The organism is Collimonas sp. GW821-FHT07E08, assembly GCF_059418905.1.
This window is the reverse complement of the sequence record NZ_JBWKQR010000012.1, coordinates 173259-199182: the sequence shown is the minus strand read 5'-3', so window position 1 is coordinate 199182 and position 25924 is coordinate 173259. Positions and strand designations below refer to the sequence as shown.

The window sequence follows — 25924 nt, the reverse complement described above, 5'->3', positions numbered from 1 at the left end:
CATCATGAAACAGCAAATCGCATTGGTGCTCGGCGCCACCGGCGGCATCGGCGGCGCCATGGCGAAAACACTGATGCAGCGCGGCTGGCAGGTGCGGGCGCTGCACCGGCGCGCCGACCAGATGGCCGCCGCCAGCCGCGGCAGCGGCATCGTCTGGCGCCAGGGCGACGCCATGCAGGAGCAGGATGTGGTGGCCGCCGCCGCCGGCGCCGCCATCATCGTCCATGCGGTCAACCCGCCTGGCTACCGCAACTGGGCCCAGCTGGTGATGCCGATGATAGAAAACAGCATCGCCGCGGCGCGCGCATCCGGCGCCCGCATCATCTTGCCCGGCACGGTGTACAACTACGGCACGGACGCCTTTCCCGACCTGCGCGAGACCTCGCCGCAAAACCCGAGCACCCGCAAAGGCGCGATCCGGGTGCAGATGGAGCGCCGGCTGCGCCAGGCCGCGCAGGACGGAGTACGTTCGCTGGTAGTGCGCGCGGGCGATTTTTTTGGACCGCACCTGGCCAATTCCTGGTTTTCGCAAGGCATGGTCAAGCCGGGCCGGCCGGTGACGGCGGTCACCTACCCCGGGCAGCGCGGCATCGGCCACCAGTGGGCTTACCTGCCGGACGTGGCCGAGACCATGATGCAATTGATCGAGCGCGAACAGTCGCTGGCTGCATTCGATACCTTCCACATGAACGGCCACTGGGACGCCGACGGCACTGAAATGGTGGCTGCCATCGGGCGGGTGGCCGGCCAGCCGGGCATGAAGATAAAACGCTTCCCCTGGTGGCTGCTGCCGCTGGCGTCGCCGTTTGTCACGGTTTTCCGCGAACTGCGCGAGGTCAGCTACCTGTGGCGCCAGCCTTTGCGCCTGGACAACCGGCGCCTGCTGCAGTTGCTCGGCAGCGAGCCGCATACCGAGCTGGACGTGGCGCTGGAGGCGACGCTTGCCGGCATGGGCTGCCTGAAAAAATGATCTGCGGGCAACAATATATTTTGCCGTGGGCCATGCCCAGCAAATCGTGTCGGGAGATAATGCGTACTGCAATCGATTCATAAACGGCTGCTGTTGCAATATGCAGCCATCATTATTGGAAGTAACGCATTTTGAACACGACAAGAACCAAACGCTGGACCGGCAAGATGGACTCCCTGACAACGGCATACCTGAAAGATGTCATGGGCAAGATGGAGGTATACGGCGACCGCGTGCAATTCGGACTGGCAAGCCCGGGGCCGCGTCCGTATTACCAGCTGACCAACAGCGCCGAAAAGAAAATGGCGTTCGACAGCAATAACCACCTGCTGCACCCGAAGGAAGATGAATTCACCGGCGCCAACGCCACGCCGGTATTCACGCTGGAACAAATCAAGGCAGCCATCGCCGCCGGCGGTTTCCGCTCCAGCACGGCCACCCGCAGCTCCGCCGGCGGCCGCGTCGTCAGCCGCAGCGGCGGCACGCGCGGAGGTGCGGTGGCGATGAAAGCCAAGGATCTGGTCGACGCTGCGCGCTATGAATATTTCCGCAGCAACCGCCAGGCGCTGCCGGACGGCATCGGCGAGCATACCGCCGAAATCACCGAGCTGATGCTCAAAGGCAGTTCCGCCGAAGAAGCATTCGGCGAAATAGTCAAACGGCATTTCTGATTGCCGTGCCGCGGCCTGGCGTCGACGCCGGGCCGCAATACCCATCGGCTCAAGTTACGTAGAGGGACGCCAGCATGATGCGTGCAGCCGTTTTCGCCATCGCCGCCAGCGCGGCCTTGCCGGCCTGGGCCGATTGCGCCGTGGCCGAAGCCTTGATCAGCCGTTACGGCATTTCCTTCTCAGGCTTCACCCAAGCGCTGCCGCGGGTGTCCGCGCCGGCCGAAGCGCCGGGCCAATCCCTGCTCGCCGTTGTCCTGCCGAACCGAAACGGCCACGTCGCCGACGGCTACAACCACCAGGCCTGGATCAACCAGGAACAGAAGCGCGCCTGGATCTTGCGCACCGGCGGTTTTGCCGGCGTCTACGAATGGTATGGCCCGGCCGCGTTGCCGAGCGCGGATTTTTCGGGCTGCGCCGCCGAACCGGGCCGCCTGCCGCAGCCGGCCGGCGCAGGCCGGCAAGGCTGACGCTGGGCTGGCAGCTTCACCGGCTTTTACCTGCTACCTCGTAATAAGCCAGGAACATGTCTATCGCGGAATCCACCACCTGCTGCTGCAGCTCAGCCGCCAGCGGCGGCTGCCCCAGCGTGACCTGCGGCCAGAACGCGAAAGTCTTCAGCAGGCCTTGCAGCTGGTGCGCGGCGAACGCGGGATCGGCCGGCTTCAGCCTGCCGTCGGCCTGGGCCGCGGCGATCCAGGTATTGACGCCTTCTTCGCGCTCGCCCAGCTTGGCGACCATGTCCTGGGTCCGCTCCGGCGAATGGATGGTGGCCGCAATCGCCACCCGCGCCAGGTCGAGGAAATTGCCGTCGCTGAGCATGCGCATCTTGGACTGCATCAGCTCCAGCAACTGCGGACGCAGCGGCTTATCATGGCGATAGCTGAGTGCATGCTGTTCTGCGCTGCTGGTCCATAACTGCATCAGGATTTCGGCGAACAGTTCCTCTTTGCCGGGAAAATGGTTATACACCGTGCGCTTGGACACCTCTGCCCGGGCGGCGATCTTGTCCATGCTGGTGGTTTCAAAACCGTTGGCGCGGAACTCGGCGATCGCTGCCTGGAGGATGGCATCGCGTTTGCGGTCGGTGAGGCGTTGGGCTGTAGCCATGGTGTGCTTCAAGATTGTGGATAAGCGAATTCTACACCTGTCAGTTTACTTTCTTGAAAATAGAAACTACACTGTGCAGTGTAATAAATTCATCGGATCGCCGTCAGCACTACAACAAGATCGGAACCTGCAATGAAAGTAATCCTGTTTGGCGCCAGCGGCATGGTCGGGCAAGGCGTGCTGCGCGAATGCCTGCTCGACGCCGAGGTTGAATCCGTGCTGGCCGTCGGCCGCAGCGCCAGCGTCGGCGCCTCCGGCAAATTGCAGGAACTGGTGGTTCCTGACCTGGCCCGTATCGCCGACCATGCCGAAGCATTGCAAGGTTACGACGCCTGCTTCTTCTGCCTCGGCGTATCGTCGGCCGGCATGTCGGAAGAACGCTATACCGAACTCACCTACGACCTCACCCTGGCCATCGCCAAGACGCTGGCGGCGGGCAATCCCGGCATGACCCTGACCTACGTGTCCGGCGCCGGCACCGATTCCAGCGAGCACGGCAGCAGCATGTGGGCGCGGGTCAAGGGCCGCACCGAAAATGCTTTGCTGCGCTTGCCGATCAAGGCCGCCTTCATGTTCCGTCCCGGCGTGATCCAGCCGCTGCACGGCGTGCGCTCCAAGACGCGGTCCTACCAGCTGTTCTATACGCTGGCGGCGCCGCTGCTGCCGCTGGCCAGGCGCCTGTTCCCCAGGCACGTCACCACCACCGAACAGATGGGACGCGCGATGATCAAGCTGGCGCGGCAAGGCGGACCGAAGCAGGTGCTCGAGACCGCCGACATCAACGCGGTCTAGTTTCCTGCGCCGCAAAAACCGCAAGTCAGGCTGCTGATCATGGTGCTGCCGGAGATCCGGCAAGTCCGGCGCGCCGCATGGCGACTGCGCTTTGCGGGCATCGGTCGACGGCGCCTTGCTCAAAATTTACGCATGAAGGCGTTCTTTTTTATCGTAAAACCGGATTTTTGTGCTACAGATACAACTGCCTGCAAACGGAATTTCAAAAGCAATTTGTCTCAATCCCGCGTTTGCGGTAGTCTACATCGCCGATTCCAAGCAAATACGGTGCTAGAATTTGCAACTCACCACTTTTTTTGAGGATTTAACGAAATGAACAAAACCGAATTGATCGACGCCATTGCCACTGATTGCGAAATTTCGAAGGCCGCTGCACAGCGCGCTTTGGAATCCGTTGTCGACAACGTGATCAAGGCCGTGACTAAAGGTAGTACTGTTCAGTTGATTGGATTTGGTTCGTTCTCTTCCGGCAAACGCGCTGCACGCACCGGTCGTAACCCGCGTACCGGCGAAGCAATCAAGATTGCCGCAGCCAAGACTGTCAAGTTCACAGCTGGTAAAGCATTCAAAGATGCAGTGAACAAGAAGAAGAAATGATGTAATAAAAAAGCCCCTTGGAGAAATTCAGGGGGCTTTTTTTTCGGCAGGAGAATTCTCGACTGTCCGCATTCCCATCTGTAGCACCCCGCGTAAATCATCAGCTTGCTGTTCATGGCAAACGCATCCTTTCCGGCGCCAGGTCCGCGCTCTCCCCAAACGCGGAACCGGATCTGTAATCCGCATCAGGATGCAGGCGTGAAATTCGATTGACACCATTCCGGCACTCGCGCTAAGGTCGGCAACGCATAAATTCTTTTCTCCCAGCAACAAAAGGATTCCATGAACGACACCCCCAATACTTTTTCGCGCCGCGAGCTGCTGCTGAGCGCATTGTCCGCCGCTGCCGTAGCCGTACTGCCTCGCATCGCCGGCGCCCAGGCCAAGGAAGCACTGCCGGCCGATGCGCAATTCTCCACCCTGCTGGCCGATTTTGCGGAAGAAATCCTGCGCCTGGCGCCGACTTCGGCGACCTCGCTAGGGCTCGATTCCGGCGCCCGCTCGGGGCTCAAATCGCGCTTGCCGGACGCCTCTCCCGCCGGCGACGCCGCGTGGGCGAGCCAGGTGAAATCGATGCTGGCTCGCCTGGCTCCGGTGGAACGCGCCAAACTCGGCGCCGATGCGCAAGTTCGCTACGACAGCGTGAAATATGCGGCAAGCGCAGGCGCGGAAGGTTTGCGCTTTTCCTACGGCGGCGCGGCCAGCGGCGTTAATGGCGGCACGGCGCCGTTTCCGGTGACCCAGCAGGATGGGGCGTTGACCGCGGTGCCTGAATTCCTCGATTCGCAGCACAAGATCGCCAACGCGGCCGATGCCGAAGCTTATCTTGAGCGCGTGAGCGCGATGGCGCGCGTGCTCGACCAGGAAAGCGCGCGCATCGCCGGACAAGCCGCCAAGGGCATCCTGCCGCCGGATTTCATCGCGCATACCGCGCTGGGCCAGCTGCGCAACTATCGCAAGACGCCGGCGGCGGCGCAAAAACTGGTGACCTCGATTGCCGGGCGCACCAGGAAACTCGGCATCGACGGAGACTGGGAAGCGCGCGCGACCAAGCTGGTGGATACGCTGGTGTATCCGGCGCTGGAACGGCAGATCGACACCTTCGCCAAAGCCACCGCCAAGGCTACCGATGTCGCCGGCGTGCATCGCCTGCCCGATGGCGCGGCGTATTATGAATGGGCGCTCAAGCTGGGAACCACCACCACCCGTGGCGCCAGCGAAATCCATGCGATCGGGCTGGAGCAGAACAAGATGCTGCAGGCGCGCATCGACGCCATCCTCAAGGCGCAGGGCATCACGCAAGGCACGGTCGGCGAACGCATATTGGGGCTGTCGAAAGACCCGAAGCGCTTCTATGCCGACGATGACCGCGGACGCGAGCAGCTGATCGCCTATTGCAATGAACGTGTCGCCGCCATCCGGACGCTGATGCCAAAAATTTCGCATCTCGACCTGAAGGCGCCGCTGGTGATCAAGCGCGTGCCGCCCGATATCGAAGCCGGCGCGGCGCTCGGCTACATGAACTTCGCGGCGCTGGATGGATCGCGGCCGGCGATTTATTACATCAACCTGAAATCGACCACGCTCTGGCCGAAATCCGAAATCGCCACGCTGACCGCGCACGAAGGGATACCCGGCCACACCTGGCAGGGCGCATACCTGGCCGAGCATCATGCGCAGATGCCGCTGATTACGTCGCTGATCGGCTTCAACGCCTTTGTCGAAGGCTGGGCGCTGTATGCCGAACAGCTGGTGGATGAATTCGGCTTGTACGCAACGGATCCGTTCAGCCAGGTCGGCTACCTGCAGGCACAGCAATTCCGCGCCTGCCGCCTGGTGGTCGACACCGGCTTGCACGCGATGAAATGGACACGGCAGCAGGCGATCCGGTTCCTGGTCGAAAACACCGGCCGCGGTACGGCCGCCATGACCAGCGAGATCGACCGCTATTGCGTGTCGCCGGGACAAGCTTGCGGCTACAAGATGGGGCACAACGAGATCCTGCGCCAGCGCGAACGGGCAAAAACGGCGCTGGGCAGCAGGTTCGACCTGGCCGGCTTCAATGACGCGCTGGTGAAATGCGGCGGCGTGCCGCTGACGGTGCTGCCGAGCGTGATCGATCGCTACATCGCTGGCTTGCGGACCGTATAAAAGGCGCAGCGTGGCTTGCTGAAACCGGCGCGCCGCCGTACGGTTTCAGCAAGCTGCTCCTTCCTTGTGCGCCAGTCAGTCCGGGCAAACCGCTTCGACGTTGTTACCGTCCGGATCGATCAGGAACGCACCGTAGTAAGTCGGACTGTACTCGGTGCGCAGGCCCGGCTTGCCGTTGTCGCGCCCGCCGGCCGCCAGGCCGGCCGCATGAAAACCGTTGACCTGCTTGTGGCCGGCGGCGCGGAAAGCGACATGGGTGGCTCCGGCCGGCGCATCCGCGGCAGCATATAACCAGAGCGCGGGCTGGTCCGGCGGACCGAAGCCGGCATAGCCGTCGCCCTCGGCGGCCAGGACATAGCCCAGGTGGTCCAGCGCAGCCTGGTAGAAGCGCACGCTGGCGTCCAGGTTCTTCACTTTCAATCCGATGTGGTCGAACATGATGGTCTCCTTGTCATCGCAGCCGGATGGATGCGTCAGGCAGCCATCATTTCAGATCGTATCCAGTTTTTCTTGGAAAATCTTGCGCTCGCCGCGCGCCACGCGCTGGAAATGCTTGGGCGAGACACCGGCGGCGCGATGGAAGGTGCGCACGAAATTGGATAAATCGTTGAAGCCGACGTCGTAGGCCGTGTCGGTGACCGAGCGGCCATCGGCCAGCAGGCGCGCCGCATTGCGCAGCCTTGAACGCAGCAGGTACTGGTGCGGCGTGACGCCGAGCGCGCGGCTGAACAGCCGCAGGAAATGGAAAGGACTCATGCCCGCCTCGCCGGCGGTGCGTTCGAGATCCATCTCTTCATGCGCATGCGCGGCAATCCACATGGCGGCATTGACCGCACGGCGCCGGTCCTGGCTGGTGGTCGGCGCCGGCGCCGAATGCTTGCCGGAGCCGAGTGCGACGAAACGCGCAGCCAGCATCAGCCCGATCTCTTCCAGCCCGACATCGCTGCGTCCCTCGGCCGCGGCCTGCCCCAGTTCGCCGAGCATGATGATGCCGTTCAGCGGCGGCAAGGCGCCGCTGCGCCAAAGCGATTCCTTGGCGCCGATCGATTCGATGCATTCCGGGGAAAACTGGAAAGACAGGCATTCGTCGCCGCACACATGATGGTCATGGGTGCAGCAATATTCATCGCCGGGGTGGCCGATCATCACTGACCCAGGCACCAGCTCATGCTGCACGCCGCGATAGCGCAGGCCGAAGCTGCCGCGCCGCACGTAGGACACCGAATGCCTGTGGTGCGATTCGGTGACCGGGCGGTCGCCCGGGCTGGCGCTGCAGCGGTAATCGATCACCGTGGCCGACGCGCTTTGCGAAAGAATCAGGGTATTCATCCGGCCAAGTCTACGCCAAATCGCGGCGGCGTGAGGCCGCCGCAACCTGTGTCAGGCGGCAAATCCGCCGTCGATAGTCAGGCTGGCGCCGGTGATGTACGCCGCCTCAGGGCTGGCCAGGTACGCCACAAAACCGGCGATTTCCTCGTCCGTGCCATAACGGCCGACCGGCATCATCGCTTTCAGGCTGGCGGCGAATTCGCTGCCGGCCGGATTCATCTCTGTATCGACCGGGCCCGGCTGCACGTTGTTGATGGTGATGCCGCGCGGGCCGAGGTCGCGCGCCAGGCCGCGGGTCAGGCCGACCAGCGCCGATTTGCTCATCGCATAGGGGCCGCCGCCGGCAAACGGCATGCGGTCGGCGTTGGTGCTGCCGATATTGATGATCCTGCCGCCTTCCACCATGTGCCGCGCCGCTTCCTGCGTCGCCACGAACACGCTGCGCACATTGATCGCCAGCGTGCGGTCGAAATCTTCCAGGCTGAATTCTGCCAGCGGCGCAATCGCCAGCACGCCCGCATTGTTGACCAGGATATCGAGCCGGCCGAAAGCGGCGACGGTTTGTCCGATCGCCGCCTTGATGGCGTCCGCATCGGCGCTGTCGGCGCGGATTGCCAGCGCGCGTCCGCCGGCGGCTTCGATGTCCTTGACCACTTGCGCGGCGCGTTCGGCCGAGCTGACATAGGTCAGGGCGACGGCAGCGCCGTTGCGGGCCAGCCGTTTGGCGATGGCGGCGCCGATGCCGCGTGAACCGCCTTGGACGAAAGCGACTTTATTGGCGAGGACTGTTGTTTCTTGATTGGTGGCCATGATATTTCTCCTTGTTGGTGGGGGCGCTTGCCGAAGTGGCTGGCGCCCGGTTGACAAGCGAAGTATCTGCCGATCATTATGTCGTTACTAGCCATTAATACTTATATTCAATTGATACTAAAGGTTTAAAATAATCCCATGGAAACGATGATTGGCATGCAATGTTTCGTCCGCAGCGCCGAGGCCGGCAGCTTTTCCGAAGCGGCGCGGCGGCTGGGCATGACCTCGGCGGCAGTCGGCAAGAACGTGGCGCGGCTGGAGGCGGGGCTGGGTGTGCGCCTGTTCCATCGCAGCACCCGCAGCCTGGCCCTGACCGAGGCCGGCGAAAGTTTTTTGCATGAAATCAGGGATGGGCTGACGTCGATCCAGTCAGCCGTCGACAACCTGGCCAGCGCCGGCGGGCAGCCGGCCGGCATGCTCAAGGTCAGCATGGGCACGGGTTTCGGCCGGGCCTACATGGTGCCGCTGCTGGCGCCGTTCCTGGCGAAATACCCGGCGATCTCGCCCGACTGGCATTTCGATAACCGCCAGGTCGACCTGATCGCGCAAGGTTTCGATGCCGCCATCGGCGGCGGTTTCGAACTGCCGCCCGGCGTCGTGGCGCGCGAACTCGGGCCGGCGCATCGTGTGCTGGTAGCCGCGCCAGGCTATTTCAGCGAGCGGCCGGCGCCGGCTTCGCCGGCAGACCTGCACGCATTCGACGGCATTTTCATCCGTTCGCCGCAAACCGGGCGGGTGCGCCCCTGGCCGCTGCGCAACCGCGCCAATCAACAAGCGCCGGTGACGCTGCGCATGCGCATGACCATGAGCGATCCCGAAGCTGCCTGCGAGAGCGCACAGATGGGCCTCGGCATCGCCCTGGTCAGCATGCCGAACGCGTTGCCGTTCCTGCGCAGCGGCGCCCTGGTGCGCGTGCTGCCGGACTGGTACGTCGACGGCGGCAGCTTGTCGCTCTACTTTGCCGCGCAAAAACTGCTGCCGGCCAAGACCCGGGTGTTTGTCGACTATGTGGTGGAACATTTCCGGGCGCAGGAACTGGCCAGGCATTTTTCGGCATTCTGAACCTGGTAAAGCGTAGGGCGTCAATAGCGCAGCGTATTGCGCCGCATGCATGAACGATGCGATCGCCTGCGAGTTGAGGTAACGGCTGGCGCTTAAAAGGGCGATATTTCCAATTGGAAACTGTGCTAATTTAACGTTGCACCTCCCTCATACCGATCGGGATGAACAATCATGCCAGCAAAGCTGATGCAAACACCCAAGACGGCGGCCGACAGCCAGCATCAGATATCGATTGCTCCAGTCTTGCCGCCTGCGATGGCGTCCAATGCCAATTATCTGAGTGCAATGGAAAACTACAGCTACGCAAGCAGCGCGATACAGCGCAGGGAAACGCCGGCGGACCGGCCCGGGAGCCGGTCCGGCGCCGAAGCTGGCAGCACCGGACTGCCGGACAAGCTCAAGTCCGGTGTCGAAGCGTTGTCCGGCATGTCGCTGGACAACGTCCGGGTCCACTACAACTCGGCGCAACCGGCGCGCCTCCACGCGTTAGCCTTTACCCAAGGCACAGATATATTTATCGCCCCCGGACAGGAACGCCATCTTGCGCATGAGGCATGGCATGTGGTGCAGCAGGCGCAGGGCCGCGTAAAACCAACCATGCAGATGAAGGGCGGCGCGCGGGTGAACAACGACGCCGGGCTGGAGCATGAAGCCGACGCAATGGGAGCGAGGGCCATGGCGGAAAATCCCGCTACCGGACCCTTGCATCTGGACGGTAGAGCGATTGCACGGAGACGAGGCGACGGCGCCGTACAACGCATGGGCGAGGATGAACTGGCGCAGCTCGATCCAGGCGAATTGAGTATCTACCGGGACTGGATAGAATGGGCCAAGGTGTATGGCGGTGCGAGAAAATCGGAGGCGCAAGTCCTCGACGAATATACGGTAGCAGGTCTCGAAGGCGCCCTTTCCGAATACACGACCAACCCATGGCGTCGTTACATCCGGCTGTTTGCAAGCATGGCCCGGACCGGAAATATTCCTCTGGAGATGTACCAGGTGATGATCTTCGACGACATCGCCCAGGTCAAAGCCCCCGAATTGGCGTTAGACCTGACGCGCCTGGCCGGCATCAAAGGACTGGGCCTGGATGAGCTGGTGGCGCATCTCAATGCGTGGAAAGATGTTGTCGAACCGAGGGGGTATCCATTTCCGTTCGCCAGCCTAGAGAACTTTGACCGCTTCAAGGCAAGAATTGGTGCATTGGTGGAAGCCCTGGGGATCCACCCAACTGCGATCCGGGTGCAGGGCTCGAGCTTGCGCAATCCGGCTCCGGGCGACATCGACATAGGCGTGATGGTGGACCAGGCGGAGTACACGCGGCTCGGCGTCATTTTGAGCGCGGCGGAAACCTCGACCCGTGCGCAGAAGCAGACTGCGAAGGCGCTGGCCAAAGGTAAAATTGATCCTCGCCAGCTTTCATTCCTGAACAAGAGCGCTGACAATGTCATCCGGGTTTTTGAGCTGGCCAAGGCAGCAGCCGTTGCCGGCGGGGTGGATTTAAAGGTACAGGTATCCGTCATCCTGATTGGCTCAGGCTTCGACAGCGCGCCATTTTTAAATTTCTGATGCGAGAGCTCCATGGTGCAGCGCCGTTTTTTCCCTGATCAGTCACTGAGTCCCGGGACTGAGCTCAAGCCCGAAGACCTGTCCCTGAGGTCTGCTTATGTGGCGGCGGTACATGATCACGCCGGTGCGCCAGGCCGGCTTGAAATCGTCGTTGAAGGCCAGATCAGGCAAGTCGTCTATCACGGCGCGCATATCCCGGAAAACCTGTTCAAGGTCCACCATGAAGAATATCCCGCCAGCGGAATGATCATCAAAATGCTGCAAGGCTCTGCGGACGGCGGCGAGATCGAAGAAACCTCGCGCTATTCAGCACAAGGCGAGCTGCTGGAGATCATCCGCGAGTATCACAAAAATGCTGTCATCACCTTGGTTGAATATCGCGACGGCGAGGGGAAATTATTTCGGAAAGACGTTTTTGAATACAAGAACGGCCAGCTGCTGCAAGTTCAAGTGCTCGACGCAGACGGGAAACTGCTGCATGTGCAGGTCTATTGAGACAACTCCAGCAGTACGTCCGCGGCATTTGCAATGCGCGCCCCACGCGCCGCCATATCCGCGATGAATTCACGACGCTGTTCCTCGAACCCGGTCACCGGACTCATGCAATCGGTAACCAGCACCAGTTTCCCCATATTTTCCGGGCCGAAATGGTCGGCGATGTGTTCGGTGGTGGCTTTGACGCAATGGCTGCCCGCTTCGCCGGTGATGTAGATGCAGTCGGCCTGGGCCAGGCTGTCCAGGAATGCCTGGTTCGATTGCGTCAGCACGTCGTCCGGGTCGGGCACCTCGGCCTGCACCGCGGAATAGTGCTCGGTCCACGGATTGCTGCCTTTGCTGACCTTGCCGACGCTGCGCAAGGTCTGTTCTTCCCAGCGGTTGTAGGCGGCGCGCACATCGGCGTGGACATTGTGGCCCCATGAACCGATTTCGCAATGGACCGGCCACACCATCAGCCGGTAGCGCCCTGCCGCTTCCAGCTGGTCCAGGTAATGCAATGCCCGCGGCAATGCTGCGGGCAGCCGCGGCAGGTAGCTGCCGGCGCGCACTTCGGCTGCCGAGATCTGGGTGAACGGCGTAACGTCGTTGCCGGCCGCAGTGGTCCAGAATCCAGGATGGGCGATATCGAGCCGGTGATGCGAATCGAGCGTGATGCTGATGGCGTCGATGCCGCCGCCGCCGCGGTTGATCAGGTCCGCCACGCGCAGCATGTCGGCGTGGGCGCCGGGCACCGGCAGCGCTGCCGCCATTTTGCCGCCGCCGGCCGGGTTATCGGGCAGGTAAGCGGCAGGCAGGTCGCAAAAATCGTTTTGCGGATCGATGATCAATAGGTGCAGGTTGCGGCGCATCTGTCTCTCCGGTGCTGGCTGAACGGTTTGCCGGTTGCGCTTACAGCGCCGCCAGCATGGTTTTCAGTGCATCCTGCGTTGCCGGATCGCTCAGGCCCAGGCTGCCTTTGGTCTCCAGCAGGCGGTCGCGGCAGGCGGCCGGCCAGCCGAAGGCGTCGTCGTCCAGCGCCAGCCAGCTGGTCGGCTTGCGGCGTTCGACGTCGCGCCAGACCTGCATGCCGCGCGGCATGGTGTCGAATTCCGCAGGCGTCAGCTTGGGGTGGTGGAAGGTGGAGCCGATCACGCGTTCGCGCAGGCTCTCCGAGAGCTCCTGCCGGGTGGCGTCGAAACCGAGCGCCCTGACCCAGCTGGTGGAGAGCACGATCTTGACTTCCGGATAGGGCGCCAGCAATTCTTCCAGGATCGGCATCCATTCGAAGAATGCCCGGTCCGGGGTGGCGATGTAGAGGCCGCGCTGGCGGTTGCGGATTACCTTGGCGTCATGCAGGACGCCGTTGTAGTCCAGGTAGAGAATTTTCATAAAACGTCAATTTTCAAAGTTGAATCGCAAGGTTGAATCGAGATTTCGCTCTCGGATTGGCGGCAAAGGCGGGTCATGGCCGACTCATGCCAGGCACGGGAATGGCGCTATTAGACCATCAAGTTTACTCCAAGGGAATCGCGGCAGCCTCCGGATCCTGAGGCGGGCGGCAAAACGGCGCTCGGCCAGCAGGCTTAAAGCGCTGCGGATATACTCAAAAACCGCAAGCTGAACAAGGAAGTCGCTGTGATCCCAATTTCAATTCTGGACCTGGTCCGCATCCGCCAAGGCAGCGATGCGCGCAACGCGCTCGACCATGCGCGCGATCTGGCGTTGCATGCCGAGGGCTGGAACTACCGCCGTTTCTGGATGGCGGAACATCATAATATGCGCGGCATCGCCAGCGCCGCCACCTCGGTGGCGATCGGCCATGTGGCGGCCGGCACCAGCACCATCCGGGTAGGCGCCGGCGGCGTCATGCTGCCGAACCACGCGCCGCTGGTGATCGCCGAACAGTTCGGCACGCTCGCCGCGCTGTTTCCGGGCCGTATCGACCTCGGCCTGGGGCGCGCGCCCGGCACTGACCAGATCACCACGCGGGCGCTGCGGCGCGATCCGGCCAGCGCCGAATCGTTTCCGCAGGACGTGCTGGAACTGCAGGCTTTCCTGGCGCCGGCCGAGCCGGACCAGCGCATCGTCGCCGTGCCCGGCCACGGCAGCAAGGTGCCGCTATGGATCCTGGGATCGAGCACCTTCGGTTCCCGCTTGGCGGCGGAATTCGGTCTGCCCTATGCTTTTGCCTCGCATTTCGCGCCCGATTCGCTGGAAATGGCGCTGCAGCTGTACCGCGCCCAGTTCAAGCCGTCCGAGCAGCAGGCCCGGCCGCATGCCATGGTCGGCGTCAACATCATCGCCGCCGACACCGACGCCGAAGCGCGCCGCCTGGCGACTACCCAGCAGATGTCCTTCACCGACATGCATCGCGGCGTACGCGGCCTGAGCAAGCCGCCTATCGACGATATCGAAACCTACTGGTCGCCGCTGGAAAAGGCCCAGGCTTCGCACATGCTGGCGTGTTCCATCATCGGTTCGCCGGAAACCGTGCGCGAAGGGCTGGAAAGATTCCTGCTGCGCACCGGCGCCGACGAGTTGATGATTGTCTCGGACATCTTCGAGCACAAGGCGCGGCTACACTCCTACGAGATCATCGCTGACGTGGCGCGCAGCGTGGAACCGATCCCGATGTCGCTCTGACGTGCAGCTGCCCGGCCCGCCTTCGCCTTGCCAACTGCTGGAAAGCACGGCCTTCCTCGGGCGCGAAATCTGGGTCAAGCGCGACGACCTGCTGCATGGCGAGGTCTCGGGGAATAAATTCCGCAAGCTCAAATACCAGCTATCGGCATTGCAAGGGAAGCCGGCAACGCTGGTGACCATGGGCGGCCCGTGGTCCAATCATTTGCACGCGCTGGCCCATGCCGCAGCCTTGGGCGGCTGGCCGGCCATCGGCCTGGTGCGCGGTGCGGCGGGGCTGGACAGCGCGACGCTGGACGATTGCCGGCGCCTGGGCATGCGCATCCAGTTTGTGTCGCGCGAGGATTACCGGCAGTTGCGCGAGGACCCGCAAGCCTGGCGCCGGCATATGGCTGCCCCCAGCGATAGCCATGTCTGGCTGCCTGAAGGCGGCAGCGCGCCGGCGGCCTTGCGCGGCGTCGCCGAGCTGGTGGACGAGCTGGCAACCGGGCTCCCTTTCAATCCCGATGTGGTCATGGTCGCTTGCGGCACCGGCGCCACGCTGGCCGGCATCCTGGCCGGATTGCAGGGCCGGGGCCGGGTGATCGGCGTCGCGGTCCTGAAGAATGCCGGTTACCTGCATCAGGAGATAACCCGCTTGCTGCTGCAGGCGGGTTACCCTGCCTACCGGAATTACGAATTGATCACTGACGCCCATCACGGCGGCTACGGCAAGGCGCCGCCCGAGCTGCGCCAGTTCTGCCGCGATTTTTCACGAGAATTCGCGGTGCCGATAGAACCGGTTTATACGGGCAAGCTGTTTCACGCTCTCAGGCGCTCGCAGCAGGCGCAGGCTTTCCATCCAGGTGAGCGAGTGCTCGCTGTGCATACCGGAGGCATGCAAGGAGCGCGCGGGTTTGCCGGCTAGCCCGGGTGGCAATCAATAAATCGTATCCCGGCGCACCTGCTCGCGCGGCTGCACGGAGTCGATATAACCGATGTCGCGCAGCAGGTGGTCGCTCAGGTCGCGGATATTCAGCACATGTCTTGCCTTCACCTCGGCTGGCGGCGCCGCGGCAGGCTGTGGCGGGACCAGGCGTTGCTGCCACCAGCCGCCAGTGTTTTTAACGGCCTGGAACAGTCCACCCAGCAAGCCTTGCGGGCGTGGCAATGTTGTCGCGATTTGGTCCGGTGTCGATACGCAGTTCATGGCAAGCTCACAAGTTGGTTGTAAGGAATATTCGCAGCGCTTTCAATACTGGTCAGAATATCGAACCACAGTCACTTAGGGAAACGACTTGTTCTAACCATCTTGGTCAGCTATGCTTACCATCATGAGCCGACTCCCATTGCATACCCTGCCCGTCTTCCGCACCGCCGCCCGCCTGCAGAACCTGCGTGCCACCGCGGTCGAAATGCACCTGACCCACAGCGCCGTCAGCCAGCAGATCGGCGTGCTCGAGCAGCAGCTCGGTTTCGCGCTGTTCGAGCGGCGTGGCCGCCGCATCGTGCTGAACCCGGCGGGCCAAGCGCTGCTGTGCAGCGTCGAATCGGCGCTGGCGCAGCTCGATGTCGGCGTGCTGGCCGCCGCCGCCACCGCTACCGGCGTCGCGCAGCGGCTGCGGCTGACGGTGATGCCGTCTTTCCTGCAGCGCTGGCTGCTGCCGCGCATGCAGCGCTGGCGCGAGCGTCATCCCGATATCGCGCTGGAGCTGCACTCTTCGCAACAGGTGATGGATCTGCAGCGTGACGGTTTCCATGCGGCGCTGCGCCAGGGGCGCGGCGGCTGGCCGGGGCTGAGCGATGAACGCCTGTTCGACAGTCCGCTGGTGGTGGTGGCTTCGCCGGCTACCGCGCGCCGTTTGCAAGGAGGCGGCGCTGCCGCCCTGGTGCATGAGGCGCTGCTGGGCGATGCCGACCAGTGGGATCTCTGGTTCAGCGAAAGCGGGCTGACCGTGAGGACCAATCCGGTGGCTAGCTTCAACGACGCCGGCCTGATGCTGCAGGCCGCCGAACAAGGCCTGGGGATCGCGCTGGGACGCGAATTCATGGTGGCCGACGCCTTGCGCGACGGCTTGCTGGTGCAGTTGTCGGAACAACGGCTGGCGCCGGATGCCGACTTCGCTTCTTACTTCCTGGTCTATCCGCCCGCATTGTGCGACTGGACGCCGTTGCAGGCTTTGCGCAGCTGGCTGCATGACGAAGTCTGCGCCTTGCAGGCGCCGGCTGTTGTGGCGGCGGAGGAATCGCCGGCGCCCGGCCGGCGCCGCAAGAAGGCGCTATAGCGGAAATGGCAACAGGTAAAATCATGGCTGTTGCACATGCCATCCTCTCATGACGCCGCCGGACCACATCAAACGCCTTGCATGTTCCAGGTGCCTGCGCCCGCAGCGCAGCTGCATTTGCGGCTGGATCACGCCGCTTGAACCCGCGGTTGAAGTACTGATCCTGCAGCACCCGCTGGAAGTCGCCAATGCAAAAAACAGCGCCCGCCTGCTCCAGCTGAGTTTGGCGGGCAGCCGGTTGGTTGTCGGCGAGATCTTTGAGGAGCAGGCATTGCGGGCGCTGCTTGATGCATCGGCCGCTCGCCATTCCATCTTGCTGTACCCGGAAAGTCCCGGTGACAAGGGATTGGGTTTGGCGACACCGCCCGCGCTGGACCTGGCCCTGCTGAATGCGCCGGCGCAATTGCGGCTGGTGGTGCTGGACGGCACCTGGCGCAAGAGCCGCAAGATGCTCTACCTGAATCCCTTGCTGCAGCAGCTGCCGCGGCTGTCGCTGCACAATCCGCCGGCATCGCGCTACCTGATCCGCAAGGCCCACGGCCCGGGGCAGCTGTCCACGCTGGAGGCGACTTGCCATGCCTTGATGCAGCTGGAGCATAATGAGGACGGATACCTGCCGTTGCTGACCGCGTTCGATGGTTTCGTGGCACAGCAGCTGGCCTATGGGCGAGGCTAGTAAAAAACGTGGTTTTCCGGCCACGCACGGCATCGACTTCCTGCGCCCGCTCGTGTATCCTCCGCAGACTCTTCCAAAGTGTTTGTGTCTTTTCGGCAATAAACGCTTACCCCGCAAGCAATCCATCAGCAACAAGACGACGGCCGCCAGTGGCCGGCAACGCCAACGTGTGAGGACGCATGAAGGATTATTACGCCGTTCTCGGCATAGACAGCGATGCAACGGCCGGCGCCCTGAAAACCGCTTACCGCAAGAAGGCCGCGGAATTCCATCCCGACCGCAATGCCGCGCCCGACGCGCCCGCGCGGTTCCGCGATATCCAGGAAGCTTACGACCTGCTGTTGGATGCGGTGAAGCGCCAGGAATACGACGAAAACCGGCGCCGCAGCTTGCTGGAAAACCCGCTTGAGACCGCCCAGCAAATCTGGACTACCTATATGAACAAGGTTCTGCAATGATGCTTTCCGCTTTTTTTGAAGATTTGACCAAGGCTTACCAGGCTGAGCTGGAGGATTTGCAAAGCGATTCCGAAGGCAACGACATCCTGGCCTCGCGCCTGAAAAGCAAGCGCGCGCAGTTTGCCCTGATGATGCCGATGATAGAAACCGATCCGGAAATGGTGGCGGTGGCTTTCCACGGCGGCGTCGACTTTACCAATCCGCAGGCGCTCACCATGCTGCTGGGCGAAGAGCCGGACGATTTCCCCTCCTGGACAGAAGTCGCCGACGCCGTGCAGTTCGAGCCGTGGGCGCAAAAGCTGGCCGAGGTCGCCTTGCAAGAACCGGGCGGCGAGCGTTTCCTGATCACCACCATTTGCCTTGAATACCTGCATGAGAAAAGCAACGGCAGCTACCAAGGCACATATAGCCAGGCCGATTCGGATGATGCGGTGGATGAAGTCGAGGGCGACGACGAGGACGACGGCCGCGACCTGGAAATCGAAGGCGCCGACTGGCTCGCGGAGCAAGGCTTCGAACGCCTGGGCTAAGCAATCCCAGGCCTGGATATTTTTTGACATAGTGACTCCATGACAAACGCGCTAGTAGTAAAAGCTGCAAACCTGATCCGCAACGGCGATATCGCCGGCGCCGAATTCGCCCTGGTCAGCCTGGCTGAAACCGAGGGCGATTACGCGCTGGTGGCGGCGCTCGATACGCTGCCGCCGAAGGACCTGCTGGCGGTTATCCGCGAATACGACACATCGAAAGAATCGGTGGTCAACCTGCTGGTGACGCCGGAGCAGTTTGCGCGCGCCGTAGTCATGGAGCGGCTGTATGGCGACCATAGCCATGTGCGCTTGCGCGGCATGGTGAACGCGGTGCTGTTCCGCGACGATAGCCAGACCGGCGAATTCCTGGAAGCGATCGGCGATGTCGACGGCGGCTGCGAAGCGCTGATCGATTACTTGTCGGACCGCGATGAAGAAGTTGTGCACTTCGTCACCTATGACACGTTCAACGTCAACCGGACCGAAGAGGGCGATGAAGTCGACAAGTCGGAAGTCAGCGACCGCGACTGGAAAGAGCTGGCCTGGCTGCTCAAGCACGAGCACCCCGACATGTTCGAGCAGATCTGGCCGGTGCTGAAAAAACGCATGAAGGAACGCCTGCGGCGCGAAGCAGAACTGGAGCTGCAGGAGCAGAAAAACCTCGAATCGCAGGATCGTCCGGCGGCTGCAACCCAGCCGGTTGCCGTTGCCGACCCGGGCGAAGAGTCGGCGCTCTAGGCACACGCCGTTTTCACTGTTGCAGGAACCCACGCATCCCATGTCCGACAAGCACCGGAATATAGAAGTCGTCGACAAGCGTCCTTTCTTTGAAAAGACGCTTGGTTTTGGCCTCAAGAACCGCATCCTGGACCAGGAAAAATGCCGCGCGATGATCGCCGACGCCGCCAAGGGCACGGTGCAGGTCGCGGCATTCTTCGGCACCAGCCACCTGCATACCGATCTTGAGAATGCGCGGCAGCGCATCGTCAACCTGGTCAGCCTTTACCTGGAACACACGTTCAGCGGCGACCTGCAAAAAGCGGCGCAGTCCTTGCGCGACAATACTTTCCTGTCGCATTCGCGCGGCGGCAACGAGATGCTCAAGGCTTTGCATGCCTTGCCTGACTCTACCGTTTTCGGCGATACCAAGGGCCAGGGACTCAAGGAGTTCCAGGACGAGCGCACGCTGGCCAAGCCGTTTTCCCTCAACGCCTACCGGAAAGAGTGCAAGGCGCGCGAAGAATGCGCGGCGGTGATCGCCGCGGCGCTGTGGTTTGCCGGGGACCTGGGCCTGGAGCGTTCGGAGCTTGAATTCGCGGGGGCGGAAACGGTGATTCGCACGGCCTTGCTGGTGCGTCTCGGCGGCGGCGAGGAGTTTCCCGACCGGCTCGGTTTTGCCAGGCTGATCGCGGCGGTGCGCGGCAGTAGCGGCGCCGGCGGCTCGGGGAAATTGAAGATTTCGAAAAAGCTGCTGGATGATGTGCCGCTGGAATATCGCGGCGTTGCGGACAAGGTCCGGCGCGATATCGAGAAGCAGGATGGGCTGGCCGATCCTGCGCTGGCGCTTGATTCCTTGCTTAATCTTGTCGAGTTGCGTTACTTCGTGCGGGAGGGCGGGCTGGAGGATGTGGAGGGGTTTGATGCGCTGGTGTCGAAGGAGTGGCACAAGGTTACCAAGGGCAAGGAAGATCCGTATTCGCGGCTGACGGTTTTCATGTGTATTGCTGTTGGTGCGAAACCGAAGACCACGGTGTCTGAGACGGAGGCGCGGGCCATGGTCCGGAAGGTGCGCAAGGATGGATTTGATAGCGGGGCGGTTTTGGCCTTTATCAGGGATTCGGCGCCGTTCGAGATCAAGGACAACCTGGTGTCTTTGTGGGAGGAGGAATTCCTGCCGGAGGCGGAGCAGTACCTGGTCGACGACGACGATCTCAAATACACGCGGGCCATGAAGTTCCTGAAAGAGAACTGCAACATCAAAGTCAAAAGCAGTTAAATGGGGTCGGAGTTTTTTTTCGGCAGTTTTATCGCCGAAAATTACTCTGACCCCATTTAACGGGCTACGGAGTACGTTCGGCGGCATGCGATGGCCTTCGTTCGTCGTTACCTAAAACGTTTTCTACTCCGTGGATGCAAGCCGGGGGCGGCCCGGCAGCCGCTCACTTTCTTTTGCTTCGCCTTACGCGGCCCGGCCAAAAGAAAGTAAGCAAAGAAAAGGCGACCGCAAAGCCGTTGCCCTCCCTTCGGTCGGGTCCCCAAATGAGCCAGCGGTCAGCCGGGTGGGAAGACAAACTCGCTTCGCTCAAACATGTCTTCCCACAATTCCCGGCTGACCGCTGTCTCATTTGGCAACGTCTCAATGCGGAATTCAAAAGCAACTTCAACCCCAACGTCAAAATCAACTACAACGTCAAAAGCCACAGCCTTGTCTATTTGCCGGATGCGGTGACAAACTGGTTTTTGGAATCGCGACCGGCTGCATTTTCGTTATTGCGCAATCATTCGTTGTTCAATAGAATCGTCGCTGGAGCGCCAATCCGTTCCAACGTCGCTCGGACGGTTCCGGGCGCTAACGTGAAAGTACAAGCCATGTCTGAATCCGCAACTCCGCGCAGGTTTTCGCGCATCGATCGTCTTCCCCCTTACGTTTTTAATATCACCGCCGAGCTGAAAATGGCGGCGCGCCGGCGCGGGGAGGATATCGTCGATATGTCGATGGGCAATCCCGACGGCGCTACGCCGCAGCACATCGTCGACAAGCTGGTCGAAGTATCGCAGCGGCCCGACACCCACGGTTATTCCGCATCCAAGGGCATCCCCCGGCTGCGGCGGGCGATCAGCCATTGGTACAAGAAGCGCTACGACGTCGAATTCAACCCGGATACCGAAGCGATCGTCACCATCGGTTCCAAGGAAGGGCTGGCGCACCTGATGCTGGCGACGCTGGATCGCGGCGATACGGTGCTGGTGCCGAATCCGAGTTATCCGATCCACATCTACGGCGCAGTGATCGCCGGCGCCGACATCCGTTCGGTCCGCATGGGCCCGGGCGTGGATTTTTTCGCCGAGCTGGAGCGGGCGATACGGGAAAGTTATCCGAAACCGAAAATGATGGTGCTGGGCTTTCCGTCCAACCCGACCGCCCAGTGCGTCGAACTGGAATTTTTCGAGCGCGTGGTCAAGCTGGCCAAGGAACACAACATCCTGGTGGTGCACGACCTGGCATACGCCGACATCGTCTTCGACGGCTGGCAAGCGCCGTCGATCATGCAGGTGCCCGGCGCGCGCGATGTCGCGGTGGAGTTTTTCACGCTGTCGAAGAGCTACAACATGGCCGGCTGGCGCATCGGCTTCATGGTCGGCAACAAGGAGCTGGTGGCGGCGCTGGCGCGCATCAAGAGTTACCACGACTACGGCAGTTTCACGCCGGTGCAGGTGGCGGCGATTGCGGCGCTGGAAGGCGACCAGCAGTGCGTCAAGGATATCTGCGCCAAGTACCAGAGCCGGCGCGATGTGCTGGCCAAGGGCTTGCATGAGGCCGGCTGGATGGTCGATATCCCGAAGGCGTCGATGTACATCTGGGCGCGCATACCGGAAGCCTACCGCCACCTGGGATCGCTGGAGTTTGCCAAGCAGCTGCTGGAAAAAGCCAAGGTGTGCGTTTCGCCCGGCATCGGCTTCGGCGAATACGGCGATGAATACGTGCGCTTTGCGCTGATCGAAAACGAAGCTCGGATCCGCCAGGCGGTGCGCGGCATCAAGGCCATGCTGCGCCAGTCCTGAGGACATTCGCTCCTCCTTGCGGACAGGGCGGCGCCCTGTCCCGCAATTTCCAGACCTGCGCCCCTTTCCTGCGCCCCTTTTCTCGATCCCGGCCCTGGCTGACAGAAAATGTCACCACGGATGACAAGAGAGGGCAGTTTTGCAGGTTGAAAACCATCGAATTACCAGGTTTTTCGGGCTTCTCAGGCCGTTTCCGGCAGGCATTTCTTGGGCATGGAACTTGCAGCCAGGCATGCCATGATTCTCTCAGGCTTTTTGCGCCAGGCCAGGTGCAGCTGGAAACCCACCCGATGATAAAAATTAGTGTCATTTCTTACAACAATGTGGCGCCTGAATTACCTCTGTCGGCCGTGTTCGGGCGCGAGCCGAGGACCTTGGGGCGCAGCGATGAAAACCACTTCGTGCTGGCCGATCCCCGCAATTTTGTATCGCGCATCCAGGCGGCGATCAAAAGCGACGGCATCCGCCAGACCATCACCAATCTCAGCCGCGCCAATCCGATCCTGCTGAACGGGCAAGAGATCGACGCCGAGCGCGAATACGATTTGCAGATAGGCGATGAAATCCAGATCGGACTGTACTTATTGCGCGCCGAGGCGCAGCTCAACTTGATGAAAGATAATCCTGACATGACCAATCAGCCAGGCCAGCCACCGGCCAATCCGGTGAAACGGGTAAATGGCGGCAAACCGCTGCTGAGCGTATCCGAGACCCGCCTGGCGGCGCTCGCGCAATTGAACCTGGAACTGGCGGCGACCGCCAATTCGGCATTGCCGACTTCGCCGGTGCCGATGCCGGCGGCGCCGGTGCGTCCCGTGAGCGCGGTGACCCGGCCCGCCGCGAATCCGGCGCCGGCCGATGCCGGCGAAGAGAGCCAGGCCGAGCCATCCGCATCCAGCGAAGCGCTGGTGCTGGCGTTCATGAAGGGCGCCGGCCTGCCGGCCGGGACCCTGGCGCCGGAACTGACGGCGGAAATGATGGAAACCGTCGGCAAGCTGCTGGCGACGGCAGTGCAGGGCACGATCGACCTGAACGCATCGCGCGCGCTGGTAAAGCGCGAAGCGCATGCGGACGTGACCAAGGTAGTGGTCCGCAACAATAATCCGTTGAAATTCTTTGCCGACAGCCAGACCGTGCTGATCCAGATGCTGCGCAAGAAAATGCCGGGTTTCATGGGCGCCACCGAAGCAATGCAAGACGCTTACCAGGATTTGCAGGCGCACCAGGTGGGCGTGGTTTCCGGCATGCGTGCGACCATGAACGAGATGCTGCAGCGTTTCAACCCTGAAGTCATGGAGAAGCGCGCCAAAAAAGGCGGCGTGCTTGAGGCGCTGCTGCCGGCGAAGCGTAAGGCACGGTTATGGGATGCCTATGCCGAACGCTACCAGCGGATCATCGCGGAAGCCGCGCAGGACGATTTCCAGACCCTGTTTGGCAAGGCTTTCTTGCAGGCTTACGAAAGAAAAGTAGAGAAGCAGAAACGAGAGACGCAGCATGCCTGAGCAATCGCTGCTCAGCGACACGGCGGTTCCGGTGGTCCTGAGCCTGGCGCAGCTGAGCCATGCCGGCGGGCGGCAGGTTAACCAGGATTCCTGGGGCAGCGTGCTGCAGGAAGACCTGGCTTGCGTGATTGTCGCTGACGGCGTCGGCGGCCAGTACGGCGGCGAGATCGCCTCGAATATCGTGGTCCATTCGATCATGGAAATGTTCGTGGAAGAAGCTTCTTTCGGTCCGCGTGCGCTGCAGTCTTATATCGAACACGCGATAGCCCAGCTGACCCGGCGCCAGGCGCAGATCCCGCGCCTGAAAGACATGAGCTCGACCGTGGCGGTGCTGCTGATCGACCAGAAGAACCGTTGCGCGCTGTGGGGCCACATGGGCGACACCCGGCTCTACCTTTTCCGCCGCGGCAAGCTGTTGAGCGCCACCAAGGACCACAGCCTGATCCAGCAATTCGTCGACGCCGGCCATTGTTCGCCCGAGCAGCTGCGCCGCCATCCGCGCCGCAGCATCCTGTGCGCCGCGGTCGGCGTCGAGGGCAGCGCGCCGGCGGACATCACGCAGGACGTGACTCAGCTGCAAGGGGGTGATACCTTCCTGGTCTGCAGCGACGGTTTCTGGGAGTGGATCAGCGAGGCGGAAATGGAGCAGGCGGCGCTGCGGGCCGGTTCTGCCCAGGAATGGCTGGACCTCATGCACGCGATTGTCGAAAAGAACGGCAAGGCATCCAATATCCCGCTTGATAACTGTACTGCGTTTACGATTTATGTCGCCGAACCTTAACCCTTGGCGAATTGCTAGAGACGTGTTGATAGCTGTCCAGAATAATATAACTAACGTCGAATCCAGAGAATATGCAAAACGCCAAGCCGATTGACCAGCACGAAACGACGGCTGTCGAAAACTGCTTGCCCAAGGGTACGCGCCTGGCCGATTTTGAAATCATCGGCGTCATCGGCGAAGGCGGTTTTGGCATTGTCTACTTTGCGTTCGACCGGTCGCTGCGGCGCATGGTGGCGATCAAGGAATACATGCCGGGCGCGTTCGCCGGGCGCGGGCCGGATAAAAAAGTCGTGGTGCGCTCGCAGCGGCACCGCGAGACGTTCACCATCGGCCTCAAAAGCTTCATCAAGGAGGCGCGCCTGCTGGCGCAATTCGACCATCCCGCGCTGATCAAGGTCTACCGTTTCTGGGAACAGAACAATACCGCCTACATGGCGATGCGCTACTACGAAGGCCGCACGCTGAAAAGCGTGGTGCAGAATTCGCCGGCGCAGGTGACCGAAGCCTGGCTGAAAAGCATGCTCAAGCCGATGCTGGAAGCGCTCGACGCCATGTACCGGGTGCAGATACTGCATCGCGACATCTCGCCCGACAACATCATGATCCAGAAGAGCGGCGAGGCGGTATTGCTGGACTTCGGCGCGGCGCGGCAGATCATCGGCGACATGACCCATTCGCTGACCGTGATCCTGAAGCCGGGTTACGCGCCGATCGAACAGTACGCCGACGACGCCCTGATGAAGCAGGGGCCATGGACCGATATCTATTCGCTGTCGGCGGTAATCTATTTTGCCATCGTCAAGAGCGCGCCGCCGACTTCGGTGGCGCGCATGATCAAGGATCCCATAGAGTGCCTGCAGGAAGGCGAGTACAGCGGCTTCAGCAAGGAATTCCTGGCGGCCATCGACAAGGGCCTGGCGGTCAAGCCGGACGACCGGCCGCAATCGATAGAAGAATTCCGCAAGCTGCTGGACCTGGAGCTGTCGGTGCCGATGCCGATGCCTGACAATGAAGCCAGCGCCCCGGTCGCATTCCGCCTGCCCGACCGCAAGAAGCCGGGCGACGAACCGACGATCGGCGATGAGCGGCGTGCGCGCAGGCGTCCGACCGTGCCGCCGAGCGTGCTCGACAAGCCGTTAAGGGCGCCGGCCTGGTGGATCGGCGCTGCCGTCGCCGTGCTGGCGCTGGGCGCCTACCTGTGGCTCAAGCCCGCCGGGCAGCCGGCGGCGCCTGCCGCGGTTGCCGCAGTCCGCGCTCCCGCTGCGGCGCCGGCGCCAAAGCCCGCCGCAGCGCCGGCCGAGCAGGTCCTTGATGAAGAAACCGTCGCCTGGGAAACCTTGAAACAGCTGAACGGCGCGACGCCGCAGCAGGTCGACGCTTTCCTGAAAAAATACCCGGGCGGCCCGCATGCAGAAGCGGCGCGCGCCAGGCTGGCCGAACTGCAAGGCAGCGCCGCGGAGAACGTTGCAGCGGCAGCGGCCAAGCCGGCCGCGCTGAAAGACGCCGAGGCAAAAGCGGTCGATCCTACCGGCGTGGTCTTGCTGACCATCAAGCCATGGGGCAATGTGCTGGTCGACGGCAGCATGAAGGGCGTCAGTCCGCCATTGAAAAAACTGGTCCTGCCGGAAGGCAAACATCAGGTCAAGGTGGTCAATCCGAGTTTTCCTGAGCGCGTATTTGAAATTGACGTCAACCCGAAAAAATCGCGTACCATCGACTACGATTTTTCGTCCCACTAAATGCATTTCAGCCAAG

Annotated in this window: 28 protein-coding genes; 21 read left to right on the top strand and 7 right to left on the bottom strand. The window is 62.0% G+C overall.

Annotated elements, in window-relative coordinates; all coding sequences use genetic code 11:
• Positions 1-4 precede the first annotated feature (4 nt).
• From AC07RZ_RS17220 to AC07RZ_RS17210, 3 genes are all read left to right on the top strand, one after another.
• A complete protein-coding gene (locus AC07RZ_RS17220; protein ID WP_494668846.1) occupies positions 5-970 on the top strand; it encodes an SDR family NAD(P)-dependent oxidoreductase in 966 nt (321 codons plus the stop codon).
• Between the two features lie 167 nt (positions 971-1137).
• Positions 1138-1641 carry a hypothetical protein gene (locus AC07RZ_RS17215; RefSeq protein WP_494668845.1) on the top strand — a complete coding sequence of 168 codons (504 nt, stop codon included), beginning with the start codon at positions 1138-1140 and terminating at the stop codon, positions 1639-1641.
• A gap of 74 nt (positions 1642-1715) precedes the next feature.
• A complete protein-coding gene (locus AC07RZ_RS17210) occupies positions 1716-2108 on the top strand; it encodes a hypothetical protein (protein ID WP_494668844.1) in 393 nt (130 codons plus the stop codon).
• 16 nt (positions 2109-2124) lie between these two features.
• On the opposite strand, the gene AC07RZ_RS17205 is transcribed toward AC07RZ_RS17210, so the two are convergent.
• Entirely contained in the window at positions 2125-2748 is a 624-nt protein-coding gene (locus tag AC07RZ_RS17205) for a TetR/AcrR family transcriptional regulator (protein ID WP_494668843.1), read from the bottom strand.
• 132 nt (positions 2749-2880) lie between these two features.
• Between AC07RZ_RS17205 and AC07RZ_RS17200 the strand changes: the two genes are divergently transcribed.
• The 3 genes from AC07RZ_RS17200 (at position 2881) to AC07RZ_RS17190 (ending at position 6288) form a co-directional block, all read left to right on the top strand.
• Positions 2881-3540, top strand: coding sequence for a Rossmann-fold NAD(P)-binding domain-containing protein (locus AC07RZ_RS17200; protein ID WP_494668842.1), 660 nt, complete (start codon positions 2881-2883; stop codon positions 3538-3540).
• Between the two features lie 312 nt (positions 3541-3852).
• A complete protein-coding gene (locus tag AC07RZ_RS17195) occupies positions 3853-4137 on the top strand; it encodes an HU family DNA-binding protein (RefSeq protein ID WP_014004094.1) in 285 nt (94 codons plus the stop codon).
• Between the two features lie 282 nt (positions 4138-4419).
• A complete protein-coding gene (locus AC07RZ_RS17190; protein WP_494668841.1) occupies positions 4420-6288 on the top strand; it encodes a DUF885 domain-containing protein in 1869 nt (622 codons plus the stop codon).
• A 75-nt stretch (positions 6289-6363) separates the two neighbouring features.
• On the opposite strand, the gene AC07RZ_RS17185 is transcribed toward AC07RZ_RS17190, so the two are convergent.
• Genes AC07RZ_RS17185 through AC07RZ_RS17175 form a run of 3 tightly spaced genes read right to left on the bottom strand, consistent with a single transcriptional unit; the run spans position 6364 to position 8427 of the window.
• Positions 6364-6726: a VOC family protein gene (locus tag AC07RZ_RS17185; protein WP_092400606.1), complete on the bottom strand. Its 363-nt coding sequence runs from the start codon at positions 6724-6726 to the stop codon at positions 6364-6366.
• A gap of 51 nt (positions 6727-6777) precedes the next feature.
• Complete coding sequence (locus tag AC07RZ_RS17180; RefSeq protein WP_494668840.1) at positions 6778-7617, bottom strand: helix-turn-helix transcriptional regulator; 840 nt, start codon at positions 7615-7617, stop codon at positions 6778-6780.
• A 51-nt stretch (positions 7618-7668) separates the two neighbouring features.
• Positions 7669-8427: a 3-oxoacyl-ACP reductase family protein gene (locus AC07RZ_RS17175; protein ID WP_494668839.1), complete on the bottom strand. Its 759-nt coding sequence runs from the start codon at positions 8425-8427 to the stop codon at positions 7669-7671.
• Positions 8428-8565: 138 nt separating this feature from the next.
• Here AC07RZ_RS17175 and AC07RZ_RS17170 point away from each other — a divergent pair, with 138 nt between their 5' ends.
• The 3 genes from AC07RZ_RS17170 (at position 8566) to AC07RZ_RS17160 (ending at position 11553) form a co-directional block, all read left to right on the top strand.
• The gene (locus AC07RZ_RS17170) at positions 8566-9489 is read left to right on the top strand and encodes a LysR family transcriptional regulator (protein ID WP_494668838.1); all 924 of its coding nucleotides are present in this window, start codon (positions 8566-8568) and stop codon (positions 9487-9489) included.
• A 171-nt stretch (positions 9490-9660) separates the two neighbouring features.
• On the top strand, positions 9661-11058 hold the full coding sequence (locus AC07RZ_RS17165) for an eCIS core domain-containing protein (protein ID WP_494668837.1): 1398 nt from the start codon (positions 9661-9663) through the stop codon (positions 11056-11058).
• Positions 11059-11070: 12 nt separating this feature from the next.
• On the top strand, positions 11071-11553 hold the full coding sequence (locus AC07RZ_RS17160) for a hypothetical protein (protein ID WP_494668836.1): 483 nt from the start codon (positions 11071-11073) through the stop codon (positions 11551-11553).
• On the opposite strand, the gene AC07RZ_RS17155 is transcribed toward AC07RZ_RS17160, so the two are convergent.
• A complete protein-coding gene (locus tag AC07RZ_RS17155; protein WP_494668835.1) occupies positions 11547-12404 on the bottom strand; it encodes a cysteine hydrolase family protein in 858 nt (285 codons plus the stop codon). The genes AC07RZ_RS17160 and AC07RZ_RS17155 overlap by 7 nt on opposite strands.
• Before the next feature lie 40 nt (positions 12405-12444).
• Positions 12445-12924 (bottom strand): HAD domain-containing protein, encoded by a 480-nt coding sequence (locus tag AC07RZ_RS17150; protein ID WP_092400620.1) that lies wholly within the window; start codon positions 12922-12924, stop codon positions 12445-12447.
• Positions 12925-13170: 246 nt separating this feature from the next.
• On the opposite strand from AC07RZ_RS17150, the gene AC07RZ_RS17145 reads away from it, so the two are divergent.
• Together AC07RZ_RS17145 and AC07RZ_RS17140 are read left to right on the top strand one after the other, a co-directional pair.
• Positions 13171-14178, top strand: coding sequence for an LLM class flavin-dependent oxidoreductase (locus tag AC07RZ_RS17145; RefSeq protein WP_092400622.1), 1008 nt, complete (start codon positions 13171-13173; stop codon positions 14176-14178).
• Between the two features lies 1 nt (position 14179).
• Positions 14180-15082, top strand: a complete 903-nt coding sequence (locus AC07RZ_RS17140) for a 1-aminocyclopropane-1-carboxylate deaminase/D-cysteine desulfhydrase (RefSeq protein ID WP_494668834.1) — start codon at positions 14180-14182, stop codon at positions 15080-15082.
• A gap of 12 nt (positions 15083-15094) precedes the next feature.
• On the opposite strand, the gene AC07RZ_RS17135 is transcribed toward AC07RZ_RS17140, so the two are convergent.
• Positions 15095-15325 (bottom strand): hypothetical protein, encoded by a 231-nt coding sequence (locus AC07RZ_RS17135; protein ID WP_494668833.1) that lies wholly within the window; start codon positions 15323-15325, stop codon positions 15095-15097.
• 151 nt (positions 15326-15476) lie between these two features.
• Here AC07RZ_RS17135 and AC07RZ_RS17130 point away from each other — a divergent pair, with 151 nt between their 5' ends.
• The 10 genes from AC07RZ_RS17130 to AC07RZ_RS17085 all read left to right on the top strand — a co-directional run bounded on the left by AC07RZ_RS17130 (position 15477) and on the right by AC07RZ_RS17085 (position 25908).
• Positions 15477-16439 carry a LysR substrate-binding domain-containing protein gene (locus tag AC07RZ_RS17130; protein ID WP_494668832.1) on the top strand — a complete coding sequence of 321 codons (963 nt, stop codon included), beginning with the start codon at positions 15477-15479 and terminating at the stop codon, positions 16437-16439.
• Positions 16440-16488: 49 nt separating this feature from the next.
• Positions 16489-17115: a tRNA-uridine aminocarboxypropyltransferase gene (locus AC07RZ_RS17125; protein ID WP_494668831.1), complete on the top strand. Its 627-nt coding sequence runs from the start codon at positions 16489-16491 to the stop codon at positions 17113-17115.
• Between the two features lie 179 nt (positions 17116-17294).
• Entirely contained in the window at positions 17295-17573 is a 279-nt protein-coding gene (locus tag AC07RZ_RS17120; RefSeq protein ID WP_494668830.1) for a DnaJ domain-containing protein, read from the top strand.
• Positions 17570-18103: a hypothetical protein gene (locus AC07RZ_RS17115; protein ID WP_092400649.1), complete on the top strand. Its 534-nt coding sequence runs from the start codon at positions 17570-17572 to the stop codon at positions 18101-18103. The genes AC07RZ_RS17120 and AC07RZ_RS17115 overlap by 4 nt, the downstream gene beginning before the upstream one ends.
• Positions 18104-18142: 39 nt before the next feature.
• Positions 18143-18841: a hypothetical protein gene (locus AC07RZ_RS17110; RefSeq protein ID WP_494668829.1), complete on the top strand. Its 699-nt coding sequence runs from the start codon at positions 18143-18145 to the stop codon at positions 18839-18841.
• Between the two features lie 40 nt (positions 18842-18881).
• A complete protein-coding gene (locus AC07RZ_RS17105) occupies positions 18882-20099 on the top strand; it encodes a hypothetical protein (protein WP_494668828.1) in 1218 nt (405 codons plus the stop codon).
• Between the two features lie 593 nt (positions 20100-20692).
• Positions 20693-21886 carry an alanine transaminase gene (gene alaC / locus AC07RZ_RS17100; protein WP_494668827.1) on the top strand — a complete coding sequence of 398 codons (1194 nt, stop codon included), beginning with the start codon at positions 20693-20695 and terminating at the stop codon, positions 21884-21886.
• Between the two features lie 290 nt (positions 21887-22176).
• Positions 22177-23388 carry a type VI secretion system-associated FHA domain protein TagH gene (gene tagH, locus AC07RZ_RS17095; protein ID WP_144738103.1) on the top strand — a complete coding sequence of 404 codons (1212 nt, stop codon included), beginning with the start codon at positions 22177-22179 and terminating at the stop codon, positions 23386-23388.
• Positions 23381-24169 (top strand): PP2C family protein-serine/threonine phosphatase, encoded by a 789-nt coding sequence (locus AC07RZ_RS17090; protein WP_494668826.1) that lies wholly within the window; start codon positions 23381-23383, stop codon positions 24167-24169. Before tagH ends, AC07RZ_RS17090 begins: the two co-directional genes overlap by 8 nt.
• Positions 24170-24240: 71 nt before the next feature.
• A complete protein-coding gene (locus AC07RZ_RS17085; RefSeq protein WP_494668825.1) occupies positions 24241-25908 on the top strand; it encodes a serine/threonine protein kinase in 1668 nt (555 codons plus the stop codon).
• Positions 25909-25924 lie beyond the last annotated feature (16 nt).